The organism is Clostridium sp. SY8519 (genome assembly GCF_000270305.1).
Classification (GTDB): domain Bacteria; phylum Bacillota; class Clostridia; order Lachnospirales; family Lachnospiraceae; genus SY8519.
Genome location: NC_015737.1, coordinates 15,831 through 35,544 on the forward strand (window position 1 = coordinate 15,831; position 19,714 = coordinate 35,544).

General features: G+C 48.6%; 18 protein-coding genes. 1 reads left to right on the forward strand and 17 read right to left on the reverse strand.

Features of this window, described 5'->3' with window-relative positions; translation table 11 throughout:
* Positions 1 to 58 precede the first annotated feature (58 nt).
* The 6 genes from CXIVA_RS00080 to hcp all read right to left on the reverse strand — a co-directional run bounded on the left by CXIVA_RS00080 (position 59) and on the right by hcp (position 6,820).
* A complete protein-coding gene (locus CXIVA_RS00080; protein WP_013975967.1) occupies positions 59 to 535 on the reverse strand; it encodes a V-type ATP synthase subunit K in 477 nt (158 codons plus the stop codon).
* A 2-nt stretch (positions 536 to 537) separates the two neighbouring features.
* Positions 538 to 2,553 carry a V-type ATP synthase subunit I gene (locus CXIVA_RS00085; RefSeq protein ID WP_013975968.1) on the reverse strand — a complete coding sequence of 672 codons (2,016 nt, stop codon included), beginning with the start codon at positions 2,551 to 2,553 and terminating at the stop codon, positions 538 to 540.
* Positions 2,554 to 2,591: 38 nt separating this feature from the next.
* Entirely contained in the window at positions 2,592 to 2,915 is a 324-nt protein-coding gene (locus tag CXIVA_RS00090; RefSeq protein ID WP_148267757.1) for a hypothetical protein, read from the reverse strand.
* Positions 2,916 to 3,229: 314 nt separating this feature from the next.
* Complete coding sequence (locus CXIVA_RS00095; RefSeq protein ID WP_013975970.1) at positions 3,230 to 3,616, reverse strand: thioesterase family protein; 387 nt, start codon at positions 3,614 to 3,616, stop codon at positions 3,230 to 3,232.
* A complete protein-coding gene (locus tag CXIVA_RS00100) occupies positions 3,609 to 5,003 on the reverse strand; it encodes a replication-associated recombination protein A (protein ID WP_013975971.1) in 1,395 nt (464 codons plus the stop codon). The genes CXIVA_RS00095 and CXIVA_RS00100 overlap by 8 nt, the downstream gene beginning before the upstream one ends.
* A gap of 179 nt (positions 5,004 to 5,182) precedes the next feature.
* The gene (hcp, locus tag CXIVA_RS00105; protein WP_013975972.1) at positions 5,183 to 6,820 is read right to left on the reverse strand and encodes a hydroxylamine reductase; all 1,638 of its coding nucleotides are present in this window, start codon (positions 6,818 to 6,820) and stop codon (positions 5,183 to 5,185) included.
* 272 nt (positions 6,821 to 7,092) lie between these two features.
* Between hcp and CXIVA_RS00110 the strand changes: the two genes are divergently transcribed.
* A complete protein-coding gene (locus CXIVA_RS00110) occupies positions 7,093 to 7,755 on the forward strand; it encodes a Crp/Fnr family transcriptional regulator (protein ID WP_013975973.1) in 663 nt (220 codons plus the stop codon).
* A gap of 150 nt (positions 7,756 to 7,905) precedes the next feature.
* Here the strand turns inward: CXIVA_RS00110 and CXIVA_RS00115 are convergent, their stop codons facing one another.
* The 11 genes from CXIVA_RS00115 to CXIVA_RS00170 form a co-directional block, all read right to left on the reverse strand.
* Positions 7,906 to 8,475: a hemerythrin domain-containing protein gene (locus CXIVA_RS00115; RefSeq protein WP_013975974.1), complete on the reverse strand. Its 570-nt coding sequence runs from the start codon at positions 8,473 to 8,475 to the stop codon at positions 7,906 to 7,908.
* A 58-nt stretch (positions 8,476 to 8,533) separates the two neighbouring features.
* Complete coding sequence (locus CXIVA_RS00120; RefSeq protein ID WP_013975975.1) at positions 8,534 to 9,145, reverse strand: hypothetical protein; 612 nt, start codon at positions 9,143 to 9,145, stop codon at positions 8,534 to 8,536.
* 282 nt (positions 9,146 to 9,427) lie between these two features.
* Positions 9,428 to 12,022, reverse strand: coding sequence for an ATP-dependent chaperone ClpB (clpB, locus tag CXIVA_RS00130; protein ID WP_013975977.1), 2,595 nt, complete (start codon positions 12,020 to 12,022; stop codon positions 9,428 to 9,430).
* A gap of 336 nt (positions 12,023 to 12,358) precedes the next feature.
* Positions 12,359 to 12,574: a DUF3791 domain-containing protein gene (locus CXIVA_RS00135; protein WP_013975978.1), complete on the reverse strand. Its 216-nt coding sequence runs from the start codon at positions 12,572 to 12,574 to the stop codon at positions 12,359 to 12,361.
* Positions 12,571 to 13,041: a DUF3990 domain-containing protein gene (locus CXIVA_RS00140; RefSeq protein WP_013975979.1), complete on the reverse strand. Its 471-nt coding sequence runs from the start codon at positions 13,039 to 13,041 to the stop codon at positions 12,571 to 12,573. The genes CXIVA_RS00135 and CXIVA_RS00140 overlap by 4 nt, the downstream gene beginning before the upstream one ends.
* Positions 13,038 to 13,277 carry a DUF3791 domain-containing protein gene (locus CXIVA_RS00145; RefSeq protein WP_013975980.1) on the reverse strand — a complete coding sequence of 80 codons (240 nt, stop codon included), beginning with the start codon at positions 13,275 to 13,277 and terminating at the stop codon, positions 13,038 to 13,040. The genes CXIVA_RS00140 and CXIVA_RS00145 overlap by 4 nt, the downstream gene beginning before the upstream one ends.
* Before the next feature lie 260 nt (positions 13,278 to 13,537).
* A complete protein-coding gene (locus tag CXIVA_RS00150) occupies positions 13,538 to 13,795 on the reverse strand; it encodes a multidrug transporter (RefSeq protein WP_347475633.1) in 258 nt (85 codons plus the stop codon).
* A 649-nt stretch (positions 13,796 to 14,444) separates the two neighbouring features.
* Entirely contained in the window at positions 14,445 to 16,202 is a 1,758-nt protein-coding gene (locus CXIVA_RS00155) for a DUF6273 domain-containing protein (RefSeq protein ID WP_013975982.1), read from the reverse strand.
* Between the two features lie 197 nt (positions 16,203 to 16,399).
* Complete coding sequence (locus CXIVA_RS13160; RefSeq protein ID WP_013975983.1) at positions 16,400 to 17,452, reverse strand: SH3 domain-containing protein; 1,053 nt, start codon at positions 17,450 to 17,452, stop codon at positions 16,400 to 16,402.
* Between the two features lie 343 nt (positions 17,453 to 17,795).
* Complete coding sequence (locus CXIVA_RS00165) at positions 17,796 to 18,803, reverse strand: electron transfer flavoprotein subunit alpha/FixB family protein (RefSeq protein ID WP_013975984.1); 1,008 nt, start codon at positions 18,801 to 18,803, stop codon at positions 17,796 to 17,798.
* Positions 18,804 to 18,826: 23 nt separating this feature from the next.
* On the reverse strand, positions 18,827 to 19,630 hold the full coding sequence (locus CXIVA_RS00170; RefSeq protein ID WP_013975985.1) for an electron transfer flavoprotein subunit beta/FixA family protein: 804 nt from the start codon (positions 19,628 to 19,630) through the stop codon (positions 18,827 to 18,829).
* Positions 19,631 to 19,714 lie beyond the last annotated feature (84 nt).

Here is a 19,714-nt window from a genome sequence, read left to right on the forward strand (position 1 = left end):
TCCTTATCCTATTGTTCTAAGTCTGTGGTGCAGGCAGCCTGCCTGCCGCCGGTATCTGTCAGATCTTAACTGCGCTGACGGTTAATACAGAAATCAGAAGTGCAAGGATTGCGTAGGTCTCAACCATAGCCGGGAACAGCATTGCTTTACCGAACTGCTCTTCGTTGCGGGCAACGACGCCGATGGAAGCTGCGGCACACATGCCCTGATATTTGCCGGATACCAGACCTACGATACCAATCGGCATACAGGAACCAAGCATCAGAAGACCGGTGGTCCAGCTGATATCCGCGTAACCGCCGCCTAACAGACCAATCTTGGATAAAGCGATAAATCCGATCAGCAGTCCGTAAATACCCTGTGTACCGGGAAGCAGCTGCATGATCAGTACTTTCGCAAATTTGTTCGGATCTTCAGAAATAACTCCGGCAGCTGCCTGGCCTGCGATACCGCATCCCATTGCCGATCCTGCGCCTGCAAATAATACTGCACAAGCTGCGCCTGCCAGTGCCAAAGCAAGTCCTAAATATTCCATGATTAATTCTCCTCCTTAACATCCACATATTTCGTATTTTTCTTGAAAGGTTCAAATGGTCTGCCGCCGCCTTCGTAGAATTTTCCGAAGAATTCGACAAACTCAAGTCGGTTGGAATGTACATATGCACCAAGTGTGTTGATGAAAAGGCTCAGTGCCGTACCTACAATAAATACTACAATAAATATAATCAGCTTGATCACGCCGCTTCCGAACATGGTGCCGATCATATTAACCACCGATGCGATTACGCCGGTGGCCATGCCCAGCGCCAGCAGACGGGAATAGGACAGTACGTCGCTCAGCCATCCGGTAATGCCGTAAATGTCGTAGATTCCAAGAAGAATCCGTTTAACCGGCTTCTTGGACCGCCGTCCCGCAAACAGGATAATTCCAACTGCTCCGGCAATCGCCAGAATGCGGGCTAACAGATTCAGCCAGTCCGGAAATACCAGCTGCTTCTGAATAATAGAAGCCATGATTTCCGTCGGCAGAAGCATCAGAATCAGGCCGATCAGGAACGCGTACCAGAATACATCGTCGCAGATGAAATCCCAGACTTTTCCTTTTTTCAGGTAATTATATGCCTGCAGAGCCACACCCATGAACAGATGGATCAGGCCGAAAATCAGGCAGTAAACCAGCAGCCGCATCGGATCGTTCAGCGGTTCAAACCACAGTGCCGGAATATGCACCTGATGTCCGAAAAACTCTCGGGAAATCGTATCCACGATATCGCCGAAATAGCTGCCATACATGATTCCCCAGAACATGGTGGAAATACCGCCGATGCAGAACAGCTTGATGCTCTGCCGCATCTTGTCTTCCATACGCGGAAACTTCAGAAGCAGGAACAGCGACCCGATAAACAGGAGCAGTCCGTATCCGAAATCCGAAAGCATCATTCCGAAAAATACCGCATAGAAGACAGACATGATCACCGTGGGGTCAAATTCTCCCTTGTGCGGCAGTCCATAGGATTCCAGGACGCCTTCATAGGTTCTGGAAAACGGGTTGTTTTTCAGAAGAACCGGGGCCTCTCCTTTGATGTCCCCGAGTTCAAAGGCGCATCCGTAAGGTTCGATCACTTTCTTTTCAATGACCGGGATAGCCTGGACCGGAAGGTATCCGGTGACGAAAAATGTCTTCCGGGACTGGGGAATCTCTCCCAGCACCCTGTATTTCTCTGCTTTGACCCGATATTCATCGGAGAGGATTTCCAGACGTTTGCGCTCGGGAATGGTCGCCCGGATCGCAGCGATGGAATTCTCGATTGTTTTATTATTTTCTTCTATCTGTTTTCGATAAGACTCTGCCAGCTCTTCCGGGACTTTGTTTTCCGCAATGGAAGGCCTTACAAACCCTATCTCTCTCAGCGCATGTTCCAGCTTTTCAGCATCTGTCTTAAGGCAGGTCACCGCGAAATAGGTTCCTGTCTTCTCTGAAAACAGCAGATCCAGCTGATAGGCCGTCAGACCGGGCGCCCCTTTGGCAATGGCTTCTCCCAGCGCCTGTTCGGAAAATGCCCCCGGAACAGATCCTATGAGCAGACTGCTTTTTTCTGTACCGTCACAGTTCATCGGTACATCCAAAGCCATCCAGGGCGTCAGGGCTTCGATCTGTCCCTCCAGCTTCTGGTTTTCGCTTCGGCAGGTACTGATCACCTTAGCCAGACGGTTGACGTCTGCTGTAATTCCCCGAATATCATCATTTTCTTTCAGAACTTCTGTATATTCTTCCCGGGATAACAGATCCTTTCCTTCCAGGCCGGCCAGCAATGACTTCTTCCCCTCATCATACTGATCCATGATCTCTAAAGCACGCTCAATCTGCTGAATGTTCTTGTCATAGATCTGCTTCTTGTCAGAAGTATCCTCCCGTTTCAGGTATTTGCTTTTCGCATACTTGAAATTAAAATTCAGTTCTGTGACTCCAAGTGACTGCAGCTCATCGAGTATGGCCTGCCGATTGGTCTTCAATGCGCAGATACTGAATTTTTGCATCTGCAGTATCGCCATACAATTCCTCCTTTGTTGCTTGACCCCAATGTCATTGATTAATCCGGTAACAGACTGGCAATCACCTTGTCCACTACCTGGGCTTCAAGTCCTGCTACATTCTGCTTCAGGCTGTCGATCTCTGCGTTCACCTTTTTCATGGCTTCCTGCAGATCAATCACTCCCTGGTCCTGTGCAGACTTCAAATCCTGGGCCGCTTGTTTCTTTGCTTTCTGAATGCGTTCTGCCTTCATCTTTTCTGCATCCTGTCTGGCCTGTTCCACAATTGTTTCACTCTCCGCCTTTGCCTGTTTGACAAGGGCTCCGGCTTCCTTCTCGGCCTTTTTGACTGCATTTAAGGTCTTCTTCACATCCATTCCCACAAGCATTCCCTCCTTTCCTGTATTTTGTATCTGAAAAAATACATTACCAATGATAGCAAAGTATCCGTAAAAAAACAATAGTTTTTGTATACTTTGAATTCAAATAAAAAGTTGTGTCATACAATTTTTCTGTTCCACCGCAGGAATCCCGGAAAAATCATCTCAATTACTTCCTATTAAATATAGGCTTGAAAAATCAGTTTTCCACCACATAAAACAACCAGGCATACAGCAGTTTTTTCTGCCATATGCCTGGTTATTTTCTCGAAATTCATGTGGGAAGCTGCTCTTCCGCGCAAAAAATCTGATGCCAGTTATGCTTTTTTGCTGTTGGCTTTTGCCTGGAATTTCTCATTGTTCACAATAAAGCGTTCGTGGGTCCCTTCTCCGATCAGTCCTGCTTCATCTGTCACTTTCACCTGAAATACCAGACGTCTGCGGTCTACTTCCACCAGTTCCGTCTCACAGGTCACCTGCATGCCTACTGGTGTCGCTGCCACATGATTGATGGTAAGATTCGTGCCTACGGTTCCGCTTCCTTCTTCCAGATACGGTGCCACGCTGTCACACGCTGTCTTTTCAATCAATGCGATCATCACCGGCGTACCATACACTTCCAGAACGCCGCTGCCTACTGCTGCCGCTGTTTTTTCTTTTGTTACAGTGTCTGTCAGGGTGCCTTTGATACCTGTTTCAATCATTCTGTCTTCCTCCTGAAATTTGTTCTCTGCCTGTCTCAGTATACTTCATTTCTTTGTTCTTGTAAAAGTTCACGTTGTTTATTTTTCGGAACCTGTCAAGAATCTCTTTTTCATATCCCATACCGTCCGGTTCGTAAAACTTCTCCTCTTTATAAATATCCGGCAGGTACTGCTGATCCACGTAATGATTCTCATATGCATGGGCGTATCGATAACCGATCCCGTGTCCCAGTTCTTTGGAACCGGAATAATGAGAATCCTGCAGATAGGGCGGAATCGGCGCTTCCTTCTTTTTTCTGACCAGAGAAAGCGCCTTGTCGATCGCCAGATAAGACGCATTGCTCTTCGGCGCGCAGGCCACATAGGTAGCCGCCTGAGACAGTACAATACGGGCTTCCGGCATCCCCAGGCGTTCCGCCGCCAGTGCCGCGCTGACCGCCACCTGAATCGCATTCGGATCCGCGTTGCCCACATCTTCCGATGCGCAGATCATGATTCTGCGGGCAATAAATTTCACATCTTCTCCCGCATACAGCATCTTTGCCAGATAATAGACAGCCGCGTCCGGATCCGATCCCCGCATACTCTTAATAAACGCCGAAATCGTATCATAATGGCTGTCTCCATCCTTGTCATACAGTACGACCCGTTTCTGGATACACTCCTGGGCCACTTCCAGCGTAATATGGATCCTGCCGTCTTCACTGCGCGGCGTGGACAGCACGCCAAGTTCCAGGGCATTTAACGCATTCCGGGCGTCTCCGTTGGAGAGCTCTGCCAGATAATCCAGCGCTTCCTCGTCTGCCGCGACCTGATAAGACGCCATTCCCTTCTCCCGGTCTGAAACCGCCCGTTTCAGCAGCTGAAGAATCTCTTCCGGCTGCAGCGGCTTCAGCTCAAAGACCAGTGAACGGGAAATCAGCGCTTTATTCACTTCAAAATACGGGTTCTCCGTTGTAGCCCCTATCAGCGTGATCGTCCCGTCTTCTACAAACGGCAGCAGGTAATCCTGCTGTCCCTTGTGAAACCGGTGAATCTCGTCAATAAACAGGATAGTCTTGCGCCCATACATCCCCAGGGTATTTTTCGCCTCCTGAATCACGGCCTCCATATCCTTTTTCCCGGCGGAAGTCGCGTTGATCTGGCGGAATTCCGAGCTGGTGGTATGGGCAATCACCTGGGCCAGTGTGGTTTTTCCTGTACCGGGCGGCCCGTAAAAAATCGCTGACTGGAGCCGGTCCGCCTGAATCGCGCGATATAAAAGCTTATCCGGTCCGATGATGTGCTGCTGCCCCACCACTTCTTCCAGACAGGTGGGACGCATCCGGGACGCCAGCGGGGACTCCTGTTTCTGTGTTTTCTGCCTTGCATATTCAAACAGATCCATCGTTTCCTCCATGTTTCTTCGGAATCACTTTTTCGGGATGCCTTTCGTGGCATGCCGCTGCTTTCTCCATCTTACCACAAACCCTTTTTTCTGTCTGCATAACAAAAAACGAAGGCAAAAACTGCCTTCGTTTTTTATCAGGAAAGAAAAGTTATGGAACAAAAATCGGTCTGTATGAATTACTCACCGAAGAAAAGCTTCAGATCATCTTCTACACTGGAGATTCCTGCAATGCCAAAGTTCTCTACCAGAACGTTTGCCACGTTCGGGGACAGGAATGCCGGCAGTGTCGGTCCCAGATGGATGTTTTTCACGCCGAGGTACAGCAGGGCAAGAAGCACAATCACTGCCTTCTGCTCATACCATGCAATGTTGAATACGAGCGGAAGCTCATTGATATCTTCCAGGCCAAAGATCTCCTGCAGCTTCAGCGCAATCAGCGCCAGGGAATAGGAGTCATTGCACTGGCCTGCATCCAGTACCCGCGGGATTCCGTTAATATCGCCCAGGTTTAACTTGTTGTATTTATATTTTGCGCAGCCGGCGGTCAGGATGACTGCATCCTTTGGCAGTGCCTGCGCGAACTCGGTGTAATAGGAACGGCTCTTCTGTCTGCCGTCGCAGCCTGCCATTACGACAAATTTCTTAATTGCTCCGGATTTCACTGCGTCTACCACAGCGTCTGCCAGCGCGAATACCTGCTCATGTGCAAATCCGCCCACAATTTCGCCGGTTTCAATCTCTGTCGGTGCCGGGCAGTTCTTTGCCTGCTCAATGATTGCGGAGAAGTCTTTGGTTTCGCCATAGCCTGCGTCGATATGACGGCAGCCCGGATAACCTGCTGCACCGGTTGTCCACAGACGGTCTTTGTAGCTGTCTTTCGGCGGAACGATGCAGTTGGTGGTCATCAGGATCGGTCCGTTGAAGCTGTCAAATTCTTCTTTCTGTTTCCACCATGCATTTCCGTAGTTGCCTGCGAAATTGTCATATTTCTTGAAGAACGGATAGTAATGAGCCGGGAGCATCTCGGAATGTGTGTAAACATCTACGCCGGTTCCCTTTGTCTGCTCTAACAGCATCTCCAGGTCTTTCAGGTCATGACCGGAAATCAGGATACCCGGATTGGAACGCACGCCGATATCCACTTTTGTAATTTCCGGATTGCCATAGGTGGATGTATTTGCCTCATCCAGCAGAGCCATGCCCTGTACGCCGTATTTACCGGTCTCCAGCGTAAGCGCAACCAGCTCGTCTACGCCCAGGTCATCATTCAGAGTCTGTGCCAGCGCTTTCTGCATGAAAGCATCTACTTCCGGATCGTCTTTTAACAGCGCGTTTGCATGTTTGGTGTAAGCAGCCAGTCCCTTGACGCCGTAAGTAATCAGCTCACGCAGGGAACGGATATCTTCGTTTTCTGTTGCCAGTACGCCTACTGTCGCTGCCTTGGCATCATACTCTGCCTCGGAACCGTTCCAGAGTGCTGCTGCCGGCAGTGCGGAAGCGTCCGATACCTGTGCCAGCAGGTTCTGTTTTACTTCCAGTGTTTCTTTGATCCGTGCGGTAATCGCGTCCCGGTCAAAGTTGGCATTGGTAATTGTGGTGAAAAGATTTACCGATACCAGATGGTTGACATCCGCGGATACTTCCTTTCCTTCCGCGCGCAGCTGTGTACAGACTGCAGACAGTCCTTTGGTGACATAGATCAGAAGATCCTGACGGGCTGCCACTTCCGGTTTTTTGCCGCAGACACCGGATACGGTACATCCGGTACATCCTGCTGTTTCCTGGCACTGATAACAAAACATCTTGTTTTCCATAATGAATAAGCCTCCTTTTTCAGCTGTTGCTCTGCTTTCGCAGAAGTTTCTCTGTATGTTTGAATGACCTGTTGTATTTCAGTTCAAGTCTGGCGGCTGTCCGCCTTGCTATGGTGTAATCATACGTCATCCGAGCCATTTTCAGTGTTGCGCACGCAACATTTTTGCGATACACTAATAAAAACATCCGTACCTGTTCACATGCAGCAGAACCAAATGCCGGATTCCGGTGACAAATTCCCGCTCTGCTGCGCCCTTATAAGGAGTATACCATGCAGCAGACAGCAATTCCATATACAGATATCCCTCTTTTCTCAGAAATCCGGCCGGAGGACCTGGAAGTCATGCTGCACTGCCTGAAATCCTACCGCCGGACCTTTGCCAAAGGCGAGGTGGTGATTCTGGATCAGGACAAAGTCCCCTACTTCGGCGTGGTCTTAAGCGGATGCATCCATATGATGAAAGAAGATATCTGGGGCGGCCAAACCCTGCTGTCCTATATGAATCCCGGGGAGCTGCTGGGCGAAACCTTTGCCCTGCGCAAGGAAAACAGTTCCCACGTGTCATTTATCGCCGCCAAAAATTCCGAGATCCTGTTTATCTCTTCCTATCACATTCTGCATACCTGCCAGCGGGGCTGTTCCTTTCATCAACAGATTACCCAGAATATGTTCGATCTTTTGGGTGAAAAAAATATTGGCCTGATGGAAAAGATCGAAATCACTTCCAAGCCTACCCTGCGGGAAAAAATTCTGGCATTTCTCTCCCTGCAGGCGCAGAAGCAGGAATCCAAGTATATTACCCTGCCCTTAAGCCGGGTGGAAATGGCCAATTATCTCTCCACCAACCGCAGTTCCATGACCAGGGAGCTGGCCGCCATGCGGGACGAGGGGATCCTTGATTTTGACAAAAACACGTTTATCTTAAAAAAATAAGAAAAATCAGAAACGAAAAAGAACCGACTGTCTCCAGCGGTTCTTTTTCTATATATAGAAGATAGATCAGACGGCGGCCGAAATCCTCTGGCAGAAGGATGCCGCCCTGTGTAAATTACATAATATTTATTTTCTGCAGGCAATCCAAAATCAGTCTGCCTGTCCGTATATCGCCTCATAGCGCTCCAGGAGGCGCAGATAATGATCCTGTACGCCTTCCGCCTGCTTTTCTGCTTCGTAAGCAAGGCATTTTTTATCCAGTTCCGCAAGGACTTCCGGATCCAGGGAACGGTCCGCGAAGGGATAAACCGCGTTGTTTTCCTTTTCCACATGCTCCTGCAGCAGATTGGCATATCCCATGGCGTGGGTCAGAATATCCAGTTTATATTCTGTCCGCGGCTCTTCCTCATACAGTCCGCAGGCTGTTTCCAGCGCAAGCACATGGCTCCTGCCCAGATCATGCTCTACCAGCATGCCATGGGTAATCAGATTGTCCGCCACCGGCCCCAGACGGGAAACCATTTCCGGGAAGAGGAACACCTCTTCTTTTCCATGGTGATGCTGATCCGCGTATTTGCGGATAAAATCGATGATTTCCCGGAATTCCTCCGTCCTGACCTCTGCTCCGTCCAGAATCCCGCAGCACTTCCTGCGGATCACACGGAGCATCCGGCTGATATTTTCGTGTTCCTGTACCATTATTCCGGTCGTTTCACTCATAGTCATTCTCCTGTATCTCAGCCATCCGGCCAGCGGTATTTCAAAAGCTCCTGCTGTCTCAGGCTGCCTTTTTCACAATTGCGTAATGGGCATTCTCCGCAGACTCTACCGTCAGAGCGGTATCTGCCAGCATGCCGGCCATCAGCGCGTCCCGCAGCACATAATAATACGACGGGTTCCCCTTTGCTTCTTCCCAGTAGGAACCGTGCAGATCCTGCTCCTGATCCCATTCATAACGGGCATCTTCCTGACGTGTCACAACATTTACCCGGTCACAGGGCATACCGTTTAACAGCGTATTTTCAAAACACTGATAGGCATCCGCCGCTGTGGCATCTGCCGCAGCTCCATTCGCTTTCCCATAGGCGTAAGCACAGTTTTTCAGTGCCTCCAGGCGTCCTTCGTCCTCTGTTAAAAGTCCGGTAACCAGTTTCGCATAGCGTGTCTCTGCCTGATGGATGCGGTCCTGCAGCCAGCCGTGAATATTCGCGGTATCAATCAGTTCCTCCAGCGGACGGTCCTCTGTGCTTACATAATTCTCCCGTACCTGATCGGTTTCGGATACCCACTGCTTCTCTTCTGCCAGATCCGCGACTGCTTTGATCAGGCCTTCCTGAAACTGGATTTTTCGATACAGCCAATAATGAATCGGTCCTAAAAATGCGCTCATCTCTATTCCTCCTGTTTTACACATCCCGTGAAAGCCGCGTCTTTGCCGCTCCCGCTGGTTTTTATGATTCTTTCTCAATCCCCGGGCTGCCGGTCAGCCGCACCGTGGAGTCTTCAGACTCACGACAGTTACAGATACTCCGCGGTGCCTGCTTCCGTTTCCTGCCGGGAACCCCGGCTGTGTCATGCGGCAGCTGAATGATAGTTACTTGGGATGCTTCTGTTATAGCATGAACGAAAATAACCAGGTGTTGCGCATGCAACACCTGGTTAAAATTCATGATCAGGCCGCCGGTTCTTTCACTTTGGCCGTCAGTTCATCATTTTCCGTGTCAATCAGTATGGTATCTCTTGCCCGTACCTGATCCGCAAGGATCAGTTTCGCGGAAAGGGTTTCCACATGTTTCTGCAGATACCGTTTCAGCGGACGCGCGCCATACATGGGATCATAGCCATGGTCTGTAATATAAGCCTTTGCTGCCGGGGTCAGTTCTACTGTGATCTCCCGGTCAACCAGCCGTTTGTTCAGGTCTGCCATCAGCAGATCCACGATACCGGCGATGTTTTCCTTGGTCAGCGGTTTGAACATGATAATCTCATCCAGACGGTTCAGGAATTCCGGACGGAAATTGCCTTTCAGTTCGTTCATTACCCTTGCCTCTGCTTCCGGATTGATATTGCCGTTGGCATCAATGCCTTCCAGCAGATGCTGTGAACCCAGGTTGGAGGTCATGATGATAATCGTGTTCTTAAAGTCCACGGTTCTGCCCTGAGAATCTGTGATCCGGCCGTCATCCAGTACCTGAAGCAGGACGTTGAATACATCCGGATGGGCTTTTTCCACCTCATCAAACAGAACCACCGAATACGGTTTTCTGCGGACTGCCTCGGTCAGCTGACCGCCTTCATCGTAGCCGACATATCCCGGAGGCGCTCCGATCAGACGGGATACCGAGAACTTCTCCATATATTCCGTCATATCCAGACGCACCATGTTGTTTTCATCATCGAACAGATTAGCCGCCAGCGCCTTGGCCAGCTCTGTCTTACCTACACCGGTAGGGCCAAGGAACAGGAAGGAACCGATCGGTTTGGTCGGATCTTTGATTCCGGCTTTGGAACGGATAATGGCCTCGGTCACTTTGGTCACCGCATCATCCTGGCCGATGACCCGTTTGTGCAGTTCTTCATCCAGATGCAGGGTTTTGTTCCGTTCACTCTCGGTCAGTTTCGCCACCGGGATACCGGTCCAGCGGGAAATAATTCTCGCGATCTCATCCTCGCTGACATTCTGATGAACCAGAGACATGTCACGGTTCTTTACTTTCTCTTCCTCTGCTTCCAGCTCTTTCTCCAGCTGCGGTTTTCTGCCGTACTGAAGCTCTGCTGCCTTGTTCAGGTCATAATTACGCTGCGCCAGCTCGATTTCCTTGTTCAGGCCTTCCAGCTCTTCTCTCAGTTTCTGTACTTTTTCCACATCAGCTTTTTCATTGTCCCACTGTGCCTTCTTGGAGGCAAACTCGGACTGATATTCTGCCAGTTCTTTCTGCAGAGTGGCCAGCCGGTCTTTGGACAGCTGATCGGTCTCTTTTTTCAGTGCGGTTTCCTCGATCTGCAGCTGCATGATCTTCCGGTTTAATTCGTCCAGTTCTGTGGGCATGGAATCCAGTTCTGTCTTAATCAGCGCACATGCCTCATCCACAAGGTCAATGGCCTTATCCGGCAGGAACCGGTCTGAAATGTACCGATTGGACAAAACAGCCGCCGCAACCAGCGCGCCGTCTGTAATCTTCACGCCATGGAATACTTCATACCGTTCTTTCAGGCCACGAAGAATCGAGATGGTATCCTCCACCGTCGGTTCATCTACCATAACCGGCTGGAACCGCCGCTCCAGCGCGGCGTCCTTTTCCACATATTCCCGGTATTCATCCAGTGTGGTGGCGCCGATGCAGTGGAGTTCCCCGCGGGCAAGCATCGGTTTGAGCATATTGCCCGCATCCATGGCGCCGTCTGTCTTGCCGGCTCCCACAATCGTATGCAGCTCATCAATAAACAGGATGATCTCGCCTTCACTCTTGCGCACTTCATCCAGGACCGCTTTCAGACGTTCTTCAAATTCGCCCCGGTATTTTGCTCCCGCAATCAGGGCGCCCATATCCAGCGCAAACAGTTTTTTGTTTTTCAGTCCCTCTGGTACGTCGCCGCGGACAATCCGCTGAGCCAGTCCCTCTACAACGGCTGTTTTGCCGACGCCGGGTTCGCCGATCAGCACCGGATTGTTTTTTGTTTTACGGGACAGAATACGGATCACATTCCGGATCTCACTGTCACGTCCGATCACCGGATCCATCTTCTGGTCCCGGGCACGCTGTACCATATCATAGCCGTATTTTTCCAGCGTATCATAAGTAGCTTCCGGATTGTCCGAAGTTACCTTCTGGTTGCCCCGCACGGTGGACAGAACGGTCAGGAACCGCTCTCTTGTGATGCCATAGGTCCGGAACAGCTCTTTGATGGCCGGATTCGGGTAACGGATCATGCACAAAAACAGATGTTCCACGGATACATATTCGTCTCCCATCGCTTTCGCTTCGTCTTCTGCCTCAATCAGCACCTTGTTCAGCTGCTGGCCCACAAACACCTGTCCGCCGGAAACCTTGGTCCGCTTTTCCAAAGCTGCCACTGCTTCGTCTTCGAACTGGTTCCGGTTAATCTCCATTTTCTCAATCAGTTTCGGGATTAAGCCGTCTTCCTGCTGCAGCAAAGCCACCAGCAGATGTTCCTGCTCGATCTCCTGATTTCCATAGTCATAGGCAAGCTTTTCAGAAGCCTGAATCGCCTGCATGGATTTCTGTGTAAATTTCTGTATATTCATAAGTCACTGCCTCCTTTCCAGAGGAAATACCATTTTGATTCTATTGAAAAGACAGCCGCCGTTTGTTCTATGTTTTCTATAACAGCTCTGTCTGATAATGTTATAGCATGTATTATTAGCACTGTCAATAGTCGAGTGCTAATTATTTAAAAAATATTTGTTATGTATCTGAAACCCTTTTGTTATAGGGGGTTCAGGTACATAACAAACATTCATTTTTTCAAAAGAACTGGACCCGGTTCTGCTCCGTCATGTGGTTGTACACCTGCATCGTAGCATCAATATTCTAAAAATGATACTTAGGACTTACTGAATTCAACATTCACTAGCAAGATATTATTCCATATTCTGTCTATATTCTAGTTCCAGTTCATCCGCCAAATATGCATCACTCATGCAGTGCATATCCGATACACCGTCACGGATCAGTTGATAAACCTCGGAATGATAAAAAAAATCTAATGCCGCATCCAATGAAAGTCCCTGCTGTTTTGCAAAACATTCAATAACACGACTATATTTTTTCTGAAGTAAAATCGGATTTGCCATCATAATCTTTCACTCCCTTCAAAATGCAGTAAAGACAGCGCTTTTTCTGTACGAAAACAAATTTGCAGATTCGGCTTTTCATAACGCAACCGATTGATTGCTTCTGCTTTATCAATCAGTCCGTCAAAGAACAGCTCCACTGTATTAAACACCTTATCATTTGCAACACCACCAAGTACAAGATCGTAATCAGTCGTATCTTTTCCACTGCGGCAATTCAAAATAAACTCAAGCCATCCCTCAGAATAGGAAGCGAATCTCAAAACTTTCAGTTCCGTTTCTTTGTTTTCATCATATTCATATTTTGAAATAATACCGTCTTTTCCTCGGCGTTTGAATTTCCCGCACCATTTTACAGCCTGCCCATACAACGGTGTGACATAAAACCCACGCCCGAAGTCTACGTTAGGGCGGGAATGAACCAAATCCGGCTGTGCAATCTCTAAAAAAGAACCATGATAGAGAATCATACTTCCACGCCCCTTTCCTTCATCACATCAAGGAGGTCATTTACGATATATTCCCGGCTTTGAGTATGCAGCGCCTCATATTCCGGTACAATATAACCATTCAGAATATCGCTCTTTTCGGTAAATGCCTGATAGACACGCTCTGCATCCACACCCAGCTTTGCCGCAACATTTTCAATGCAAAATACAGCAAACTCGAGTTCATTGGAATTTTTAATTTTCCCATCTGCTATCATATGCAACCCCTCCTCCTACTGTTCCTATCTTTATCAATCAGCAATTTCCTCAGCTTTTTGTAACTAATTGCCCTTTCTTCACCTCAATCTTATTTACTCAAAAATAATGGTTCATGTGGTTAAGAAATCGGAATCTTTCGGCAAGAACTGCCTAGTAGACCGTAAATCAATTAATTATATCCATTGATGGTTCAAAATCTTCCATACTCTAAAATTAATACAATGTAACGATGAAGCCATCGGGCACAAAAGGTTTCAAATCATGCCGTCCATTTACTCAGAATGAATTTCACAGCATCCTTCAGGTTGTCGCTGAAATCACTCAGATCATCCATAGTAATAGCGCCGTCACTCACCAGTGCGGCAATATCCCAGTACGCCGAGCTTTTTTGCAGCTTTATCAGTACGCCCGGACCCTTTTTGTCCTGCTTGATCCGTTCATCCAGTTCCCAGAACTTCTTTGATGCAGGCCCCTCTCCGGAAAACAGTTCGATGTACTCATGATTGAGCTTTTCCATGTACGCTTCCTGCCAGTCCGTGATCCTTGAACAGAACAGTTTCCAGTCTGATTTTGAAATATCTACCATATTTTTTCTCCACGTAAAAAAATCAGGAAGCAGAGCCTGTCGTTCCACTTTCCGTCATGAAATCGAAGTCATCTCTTACGACTTCCAATATACCATTTTAACCGCTGCTTCTCTACCCCGGATTTCAGCCCAAGCTGACTGTTGTTTTCTTCCTGCTTTTATCTCTGCAGAAAACAACAGTCAGCGACCAATGCTAATGCGCCTCCAAACAAAAAAACTCCAATTGCAGTCGGCAACCCCAGCAGACCGCAATAATCAAAGGCCTTCTATGATTTTAATTTTATCATAGAAGACCTTAGTCAAACTTATTTGAGTTCGTTTTTACAGAGATGATTTCCCCGGCCCCGACTCTTTGTCAAATATCATCCTTTCATACTCCCAACAATTATGCTGCACCTCGAAGAGGTTCCATTGACTGCTCCTGAAAGAATGCTGCATCTTAGACTGCTCTGAGTTTTTGCTGTTCCTCTTCCAGCTGTCGTGCGTATAAATTAAATTGCCTGGGATCGTGACGCAGTCATACGATCCCAGGCAATTATTTTTCACCACCGATACTGGCAGCTTCTATGTTTTCTTTCTTCTATCGGATTGTAACCTTTATTTTTTTAGACACGCCGTTATGCGCATAAGCATATACATAACAGGTGCCCTTGCGGATCCCTTTGATCCTGCCGCTTTTTGTAACGGTGGCAATCGTCCTGTCCGTGCTCAGGTAGCGCAGCTTCGCTGCATAGCCTCTTGGCATCAGCCTTCTGCCTTTTTTCAGTGTCCTTACCGTTGCCTTGATGGCAGCCGTTTTGCCTGCTTTTATGCGAAGGCTGCTCTTTTTCACCGATACGCTTCTGGCATTTGTGTATTTCCTCGTATAACCGGTGGTATAGGCGTAAATCATTGGGCTTGTCCGTACATAGGACTTTTTGCCGTCCTTCATAACGTAGGCTTTGACGGTCGCCTTATACGCTGTCTGTTTTTTCAGTCTTGTCTTTGTCCACTTAAAGGTTTTGTTGCCTTTGATGGTTTTAACCTTCTTTGGAGCTTTTTTCCCGTATTTGCCAAGGAAGATGTCATAGCCTTCCGCGCCTTTGACTTTACTCCAGGTGAACGCAAGACTGCTTCTGCCCTTAGCTGTCATCTTCGCAAGGAGAGTTCCGCTTACTTCCGCAGCAGGCTCCGGTTTTTTAATTTCCTGCAGCGCACTTGCGTAATCGGTTTTCTCATCATTGTTGTACTGTTCGTTAAAAAGATACAGATGATCATTATCTCCAAGCTTACCGTCTGTATGGATCTCAACCGTTCCGGATGCATCGCTGCCCACGGTGCAGTTCTTGATCCGTCCGTAATACGTGATCTTTGCGTCTGCATCCGTGATGGGCTTATCGGTAATGATCGCTGACACATATTCGTTATACCCGGGTACAGCACCTTTGTAAGAGACGGATACTCCCTTGTCGGAAAGAGTAGTCTTGGAAACCGCAAAACCGGAATGCGCATCGTCCGCAACGGTCACTTTCCATGCGTTTGCGTCTAAATATTCGTTCGAGTGGGCGATCTGGTCAGACCGCGATTTCAGTGCATCGGCACCCGCGGGGTTGGATTCTTTGCCTAACTTAGCTGAAGATGTGAAGAGAACCGATTGAAGTTTCAGATGAAAAGCAGGACGCACCGCGTAAACTTTGATCAAACCGTCTCCCTCGAAGTTGATGTCACCATTTTTCATAACGAACGCTGCCTTGTTTCTGCTGTTACCCGGCGAGCGCAGCCACCAGGCCTTTTGCAAATAAGGAGCCGTAAGACGGATGTCAGGGTTTACGTTACTCGCTTCCCTCGTGGACAGCGGCCACAGAAGCGCATCTTTTACTTCGCTTCCGGCAATACCATCTGTATTATAAGCCATATAGTCCCCGGACTTCAGTGTCTTTGCGGCGACTGCCGCCTTCTCACCGCTCGAAAAGTTGTCAGCAATGGCATTAACCATTTTTCTGAGTCTGCTGTCTGCGTATGCATTACTGAACAAGTTGCTGGGATAGGGCAAATCGAACGCAGCCTCACCAAAACGGCCGTAGTAATCGTACTGCAGAAGCGCTATCGTATTTCTTTCACTCGCTGCGCCGCTGCGGTCATATCCGATCACTTTCCATGTTTTGTCCCCATAGTATAAAATCTGCGCTTCGTCCGTATTCGAATACTGTTTCAGCACATCTGTTCCCAGGTTCATGGATGGATCTCCGGCAGCCGCATAAGCCGGCACCGCCATCTGCGGGAGGAATCCTGCCATTACGGCAACTGACAGTCCTGCTGCAAGAAACGGCCGCATTCGTTTCTTTACTCGTTGTTTCATGCTATCGCCTCCTTTTTTCACTGCGTCTTCACGACGAAGAACGCACTTTCTGTAAACCTTCCTCTTCCTTTTCTACTCACTTTGATCTTACATACTTTTGCTTCTTTCAGGCAGACCCATATGGGTACTTATTGAAAAGATTCAAGGGAAAGAAAAAGCAGCCCATGAACAACTCATGGACTGCTTTGGTTTTTGATTTATTTCGCTTTAACGGTATAGGCATGCACGTAAGGGGAACTGTACTTCTTACCGTTGACCTTCACATAGGTGCGGATCCGGAAAACATAATTTTTCCGGGACTGTGCTGAAATCGTAAGGGAAGTCTTCTTTGCGGACAGATTCTTTATCGTGTACTTGGCGGCGCCTTTCTTCTTGTAGGCGATGCGGTAGCCGGAAATTCCGGATACGCGGGACCAGCGTACGGTAACTTTTTTCTTTGTACTGGACTTGCCTGTAAAACGTGTCGTCGGAACGGTAACCTCTGTCGGAGCGGAAGCTGCCGGCTCACAGTACTTCAGAGAAATCCAGGCCGGTGTGCCATTGTACAGAAATCTGCCCCAGCGGCCGCTGGTGGAAGTAACGGTAACCGTATATCCCCGGGTAACGGTACCGACAACCTCTGAGGTATTGGATGCCTGAGACCGAATATTCAAACTCCCCGCTGTTACTTTATAAGTACCCTTCGCGTATGTCTGGGCAGATGCTGTAGACGCGGTATCCGCGCTGCTCTCGGAACCCTGATAACGAAGCACATGGGTCCAGCTTCTGCTGTAGAAAGGTTTGGTGCTGATCTCCTGGCCGGTAGAATCTCCCGGTCTGCCGTCGATGTCCTTATGCGCGCCGACGATCTTGCCGTTTCCTGCATAAAGCTCTACATGGCCATATCTCCAGAGGATATCACCGGCTTTCAGATATTTGGTTCCGGCAGTGCTGAGTTTTAATTCGGAAGCGGAATAATCCTTAAACCCGACGGAAGTCAGGCTGCTGCGCATATCTGCGGTACAGGATGCGCCGCCGGTAGGGATTCCCGCTGCTTTATAAGCAGAAATGACGAAAGAACTGCAGTCATAATCCGGATTGCCCCAGCGTCTGCTCTGGCTGTATCCGTGTTTCTTATCCGCCGCGGTGGCAACTGCCCACTTCACTGCGTAAGACGCGGATGCTGCCTGTGCAGGCATGGCCGGTACAGCGGTCAGAATCGTGGCTGCCGCAAGGCCGATTGCTACAAGCTTCTTTTTCATCTTTCTCATATACTCTTCCTCAACAGACTCTTAACGATTTACAGGATCGGAATAAACGAACGTCATTTGAATATATTTTACGTTTTTGACATGCTTTTGTCAAATATTTCTTACAAAATGCCCTGGGTTTTTCTCATTGAAAAAAGCCCGCAAACCCTTGTTTTATCAGGGTTTTGCGAATTATTTCTGTAGTTTTTATCTCCCGCCCTTTATTGTACTGAAAAAAATACATTCATATTCTTAACATTTCTGTAACATATTATTTCCCGGCATAAAAAACGGACAGGGGAAAATTCCCTGCCCGTTAAAGACTGATTGGAATAAAAACCGATCGCCCGTCCGTACTGTCCGCTTATTCTGCGCGCAGTCTCTTGATCTCTTCGGTCATAGCCGGAACTACTTCAAACAGATCGCCTACGATACCGTAATCAGCGATGGAGAAGATATTTGCTTCCGGATCTTTGTTGATGGCAACGATGCAGTCGGAACCGCCGATACCAGCCGCATGCTGGATCGCGCCGGAGATACCGCAGGCAATGTACAGCTTCGGTCCTACGGTCTTGCCGGTCTGTCCTACCTGGTGGCTGTGGGAAATCCATCCGCTGTCTACTGCCGCACGGGATGCGCCAACGGTAGCGCCCAGAACGTCAGCCAGCTCTTTTAACGGTTCGAAACCTTCCGGACCGCCTACACCACGTCCGCCGGATACGATGATATCTGCGCCTTCCAGATCTACCAGCTCATCGGCAGCCTCTTTGATGACTTCCAGAATCTTGGTGCGGATCTGGTCTTCGGAAACATGGAAATCGATATTGATGATCTCAGCTTTGCCTTCTGTCTTGTCGCCCTTCTTGAATACGCCGGGACGTACGGTACCAAGCTGCGGACGGTTGTCCGGGCACATGATGTTTGCCATCAGGTTGCCGCCGAATGCAGGACGGGTCCAGATAATATTATCTGTCTCGTCGTCATAGTTCAGCTGAGTACAGTCTGCAGTCAGACCTGTCTTTAATTTGCAGGATACACGGGGACCCAGGTCACGTCCGTTCGGTGTAGCGCCAAACAGCATGGAGGTCGGTCCGTATGTTAAAACAGCGTGCTCTACGGCTGCTGCGTATGCATCGGTGGAATAATCTTTATATTCCGGTCCGTCGATGACATAAATCTTGTCTACCCCATGTGTATTAGCTTCGTCGATTGCCGGCTGTACGTTGCTTCCCACAATCAGTGCACACAGATTGCCTTTCTGCTTTTCCGCCAGACCGCGCCCCGGATTCAGAAGCTCGATGCCGACATTCTTAGCGGAACCATCTTCATTGGTTTCTACGAATACCCATAAATCTTTTGTTTTTACTTCCACGATATTATCCTCCTGAACTCAAATTAGATGATGTTAGCGTCGATAAGCATTGCAGCGAGTTTCTGGCCTTTCTGTGCGCCATCCTCGCCTTCGATGATAATGCCGCCTTTTTTCTGTTCCGGAACAAAGGTGGATTTTACCTTTGTAGGAGAACCTTTTAAGCCGATGCTGGAATCATCAATTCCAGGAAATTCTTCATAGCCGAGAACCGGGATTTCTGCCTTTCTGGCTGCCAGTTTACGTTTGATATTCGGATAACGGGGATCCCATGCCGGTTTTGTAAATGTAACAAGGCAAGGAGTCTTAACACCGATTACGGTGTTGCCGTCTTCTTCTTCTCTTAAGATCTTCAGGCCGTCTTCGTATACTTCTGCGGTCAGACCATAGGTCACCTGGGGAAGTCCAAGATGCTCTGCAAGCTCGCATCCTACCTGAGCGGTATCGCCGTCAATTGCCTGTTTGCCGCAGAAGATCGCGTCGAATTTTCCTTCGGTCTCTTCAATCTTCTTTACTGCGCAGGAAAGAATGTAGCTGGTTGCCAGTGTGTCAGAGCCGCCGAACTGACGTGCGGATACCAGATAAGCTTTATCTGCCGCAATGGCAAGGCCTTCTCTTAATACTGCTTCCGCCTGCTGCGGTCCCATGGACACAAGTACGATCTTGGTATCCGGATCAGCATCTTTAATTCTGGCGGCTGCTTCCAGGGCATAGCCGTCAAACGGGTTCAGAATACTCGGAACGCCCTTACGAATCAGTGTGTTTGTTTCCGGATCGATTTTGATGATCGTTGTATCCGGTACCTGTTTTACACATACTAAAATGTTCATATGATATCCTCCTAATCATAAATTCGTAATCACTTGAAAATTACGATACCTTTCTTAATATAAGCTTTTTTTACAGCACTGTCA

Bases quoted from the DNA above. Each gene is read 5' to 3' on its own strand.
- CXIVA_RS00080 (WP_013975967.1), bottom strand. From the start codon at position 535: ATGGAATATTTAGGACTTGCTTTGGCACTGGCAGGCGCAGCTTGTGCA.
- CXIVA_RS00085 (WP_013975968.1), bottom strand. From the start codon at position 2,553: ATGGCGATACTGCAGATGCAAAAATTCAGTATCTGCGCATTGAAGACC.
- CXIVA_RS00095 (WP_013975970.1), bottom strand. From the start codon at position 3,616: ATGATTGAAACAGGTATCAAAGGCACCCTGACAGACACTGTAACAAAA.
- CXIVA_RS00100 (WP_013975971.1), bottom strand. From the start codon at position 5,003: ATGGATCTGTTTGAATATGCAAGGCAGAAAACACAGAAACAGGAGTCC.
- hcp (WP_013975972.1), bottom strand. From the start codon at position 6,820: ATGGAAAACAAGATGTTTTGTTATCAGTGCCAGGAAACAGCAGGATGT.
- CXIVA_RS00110 (WP_013975973.1), top strand. From the start codon at position 7,093: ATGCAGCAGACAGCAATTCCATATACAGATATCCCTCTTTTCTCAGAA.
- CXIVA_RS00115 (WP_013975974.1), bottom strand. From the start codon at position 8,475: ATGAGTGAAACGACCGGAATAATGGTACAGGAACACGAAAATATCAGC.
- CXIVA_RS00120 (WP_013975975.1), bottom strand. From the start codon at position 9,145: ATGAGCGCATTTTTAGGACCGATTCATTATTGGCTGTATCGAAAAATC.
- clpB (WP_013975977.1), bottom strand. From the start codon at position 12,022: ATGAATATACAGAAATTTACACAGAAATCCATGCAGGCGATTCAGGCT.
- CXIVA_RS00135 (WP_013975978.1), bottom strand. From the start codon at position 12,574: ATGATGGCAAATCCGATTTTACTTCAGAAAAAATATAGTCGTGTTATT.
- CXIVA_RS00140 (WP_013975979.1), bottom strand. From the start codon at position 13,041: ATGATTCTCTATCATGGTTCTTTTTTAGAGATTGCACAGCCGGATTTG.
- CXIVA_RS00145 (WP_013975980.1), bottom strand. From the start codon at position 13,277: ATGATAGCAGATGGGAAAATTAAAAATTCCAATGAACTCGAGTTTGCT.
- CXIVA_RS00150 (WP_347475633.1), bottom strand. From the start codon at position 13,795: ATGGAAAAGCTCAATCATGAGTACATCGAACTGTTTTCCGGAGAGGGG.
- CXIVA_RS00155 (WP_013975982.1), bottom strand. From the start codon at position 16,202: ATGAAACAACGAGTAAAGAAACGAATGCGGCCGTTTCTTGCAGCAGGA.
- CXIVA_RS13160 (WP_013975983.1), bottom strand. From the start codon at position 17,452: ATGAGAAAGATGAAAAAGAAGCTTGTAGCAATCGGCCTTGCGGCAGCC.
- CXIVA_RS00170 (WP_013975985.1), bottom strand. From the start codon at position 19,630: ATGAACATTTTAGTATGTGTAAAACAGGTACCGGATACAACGATCATC.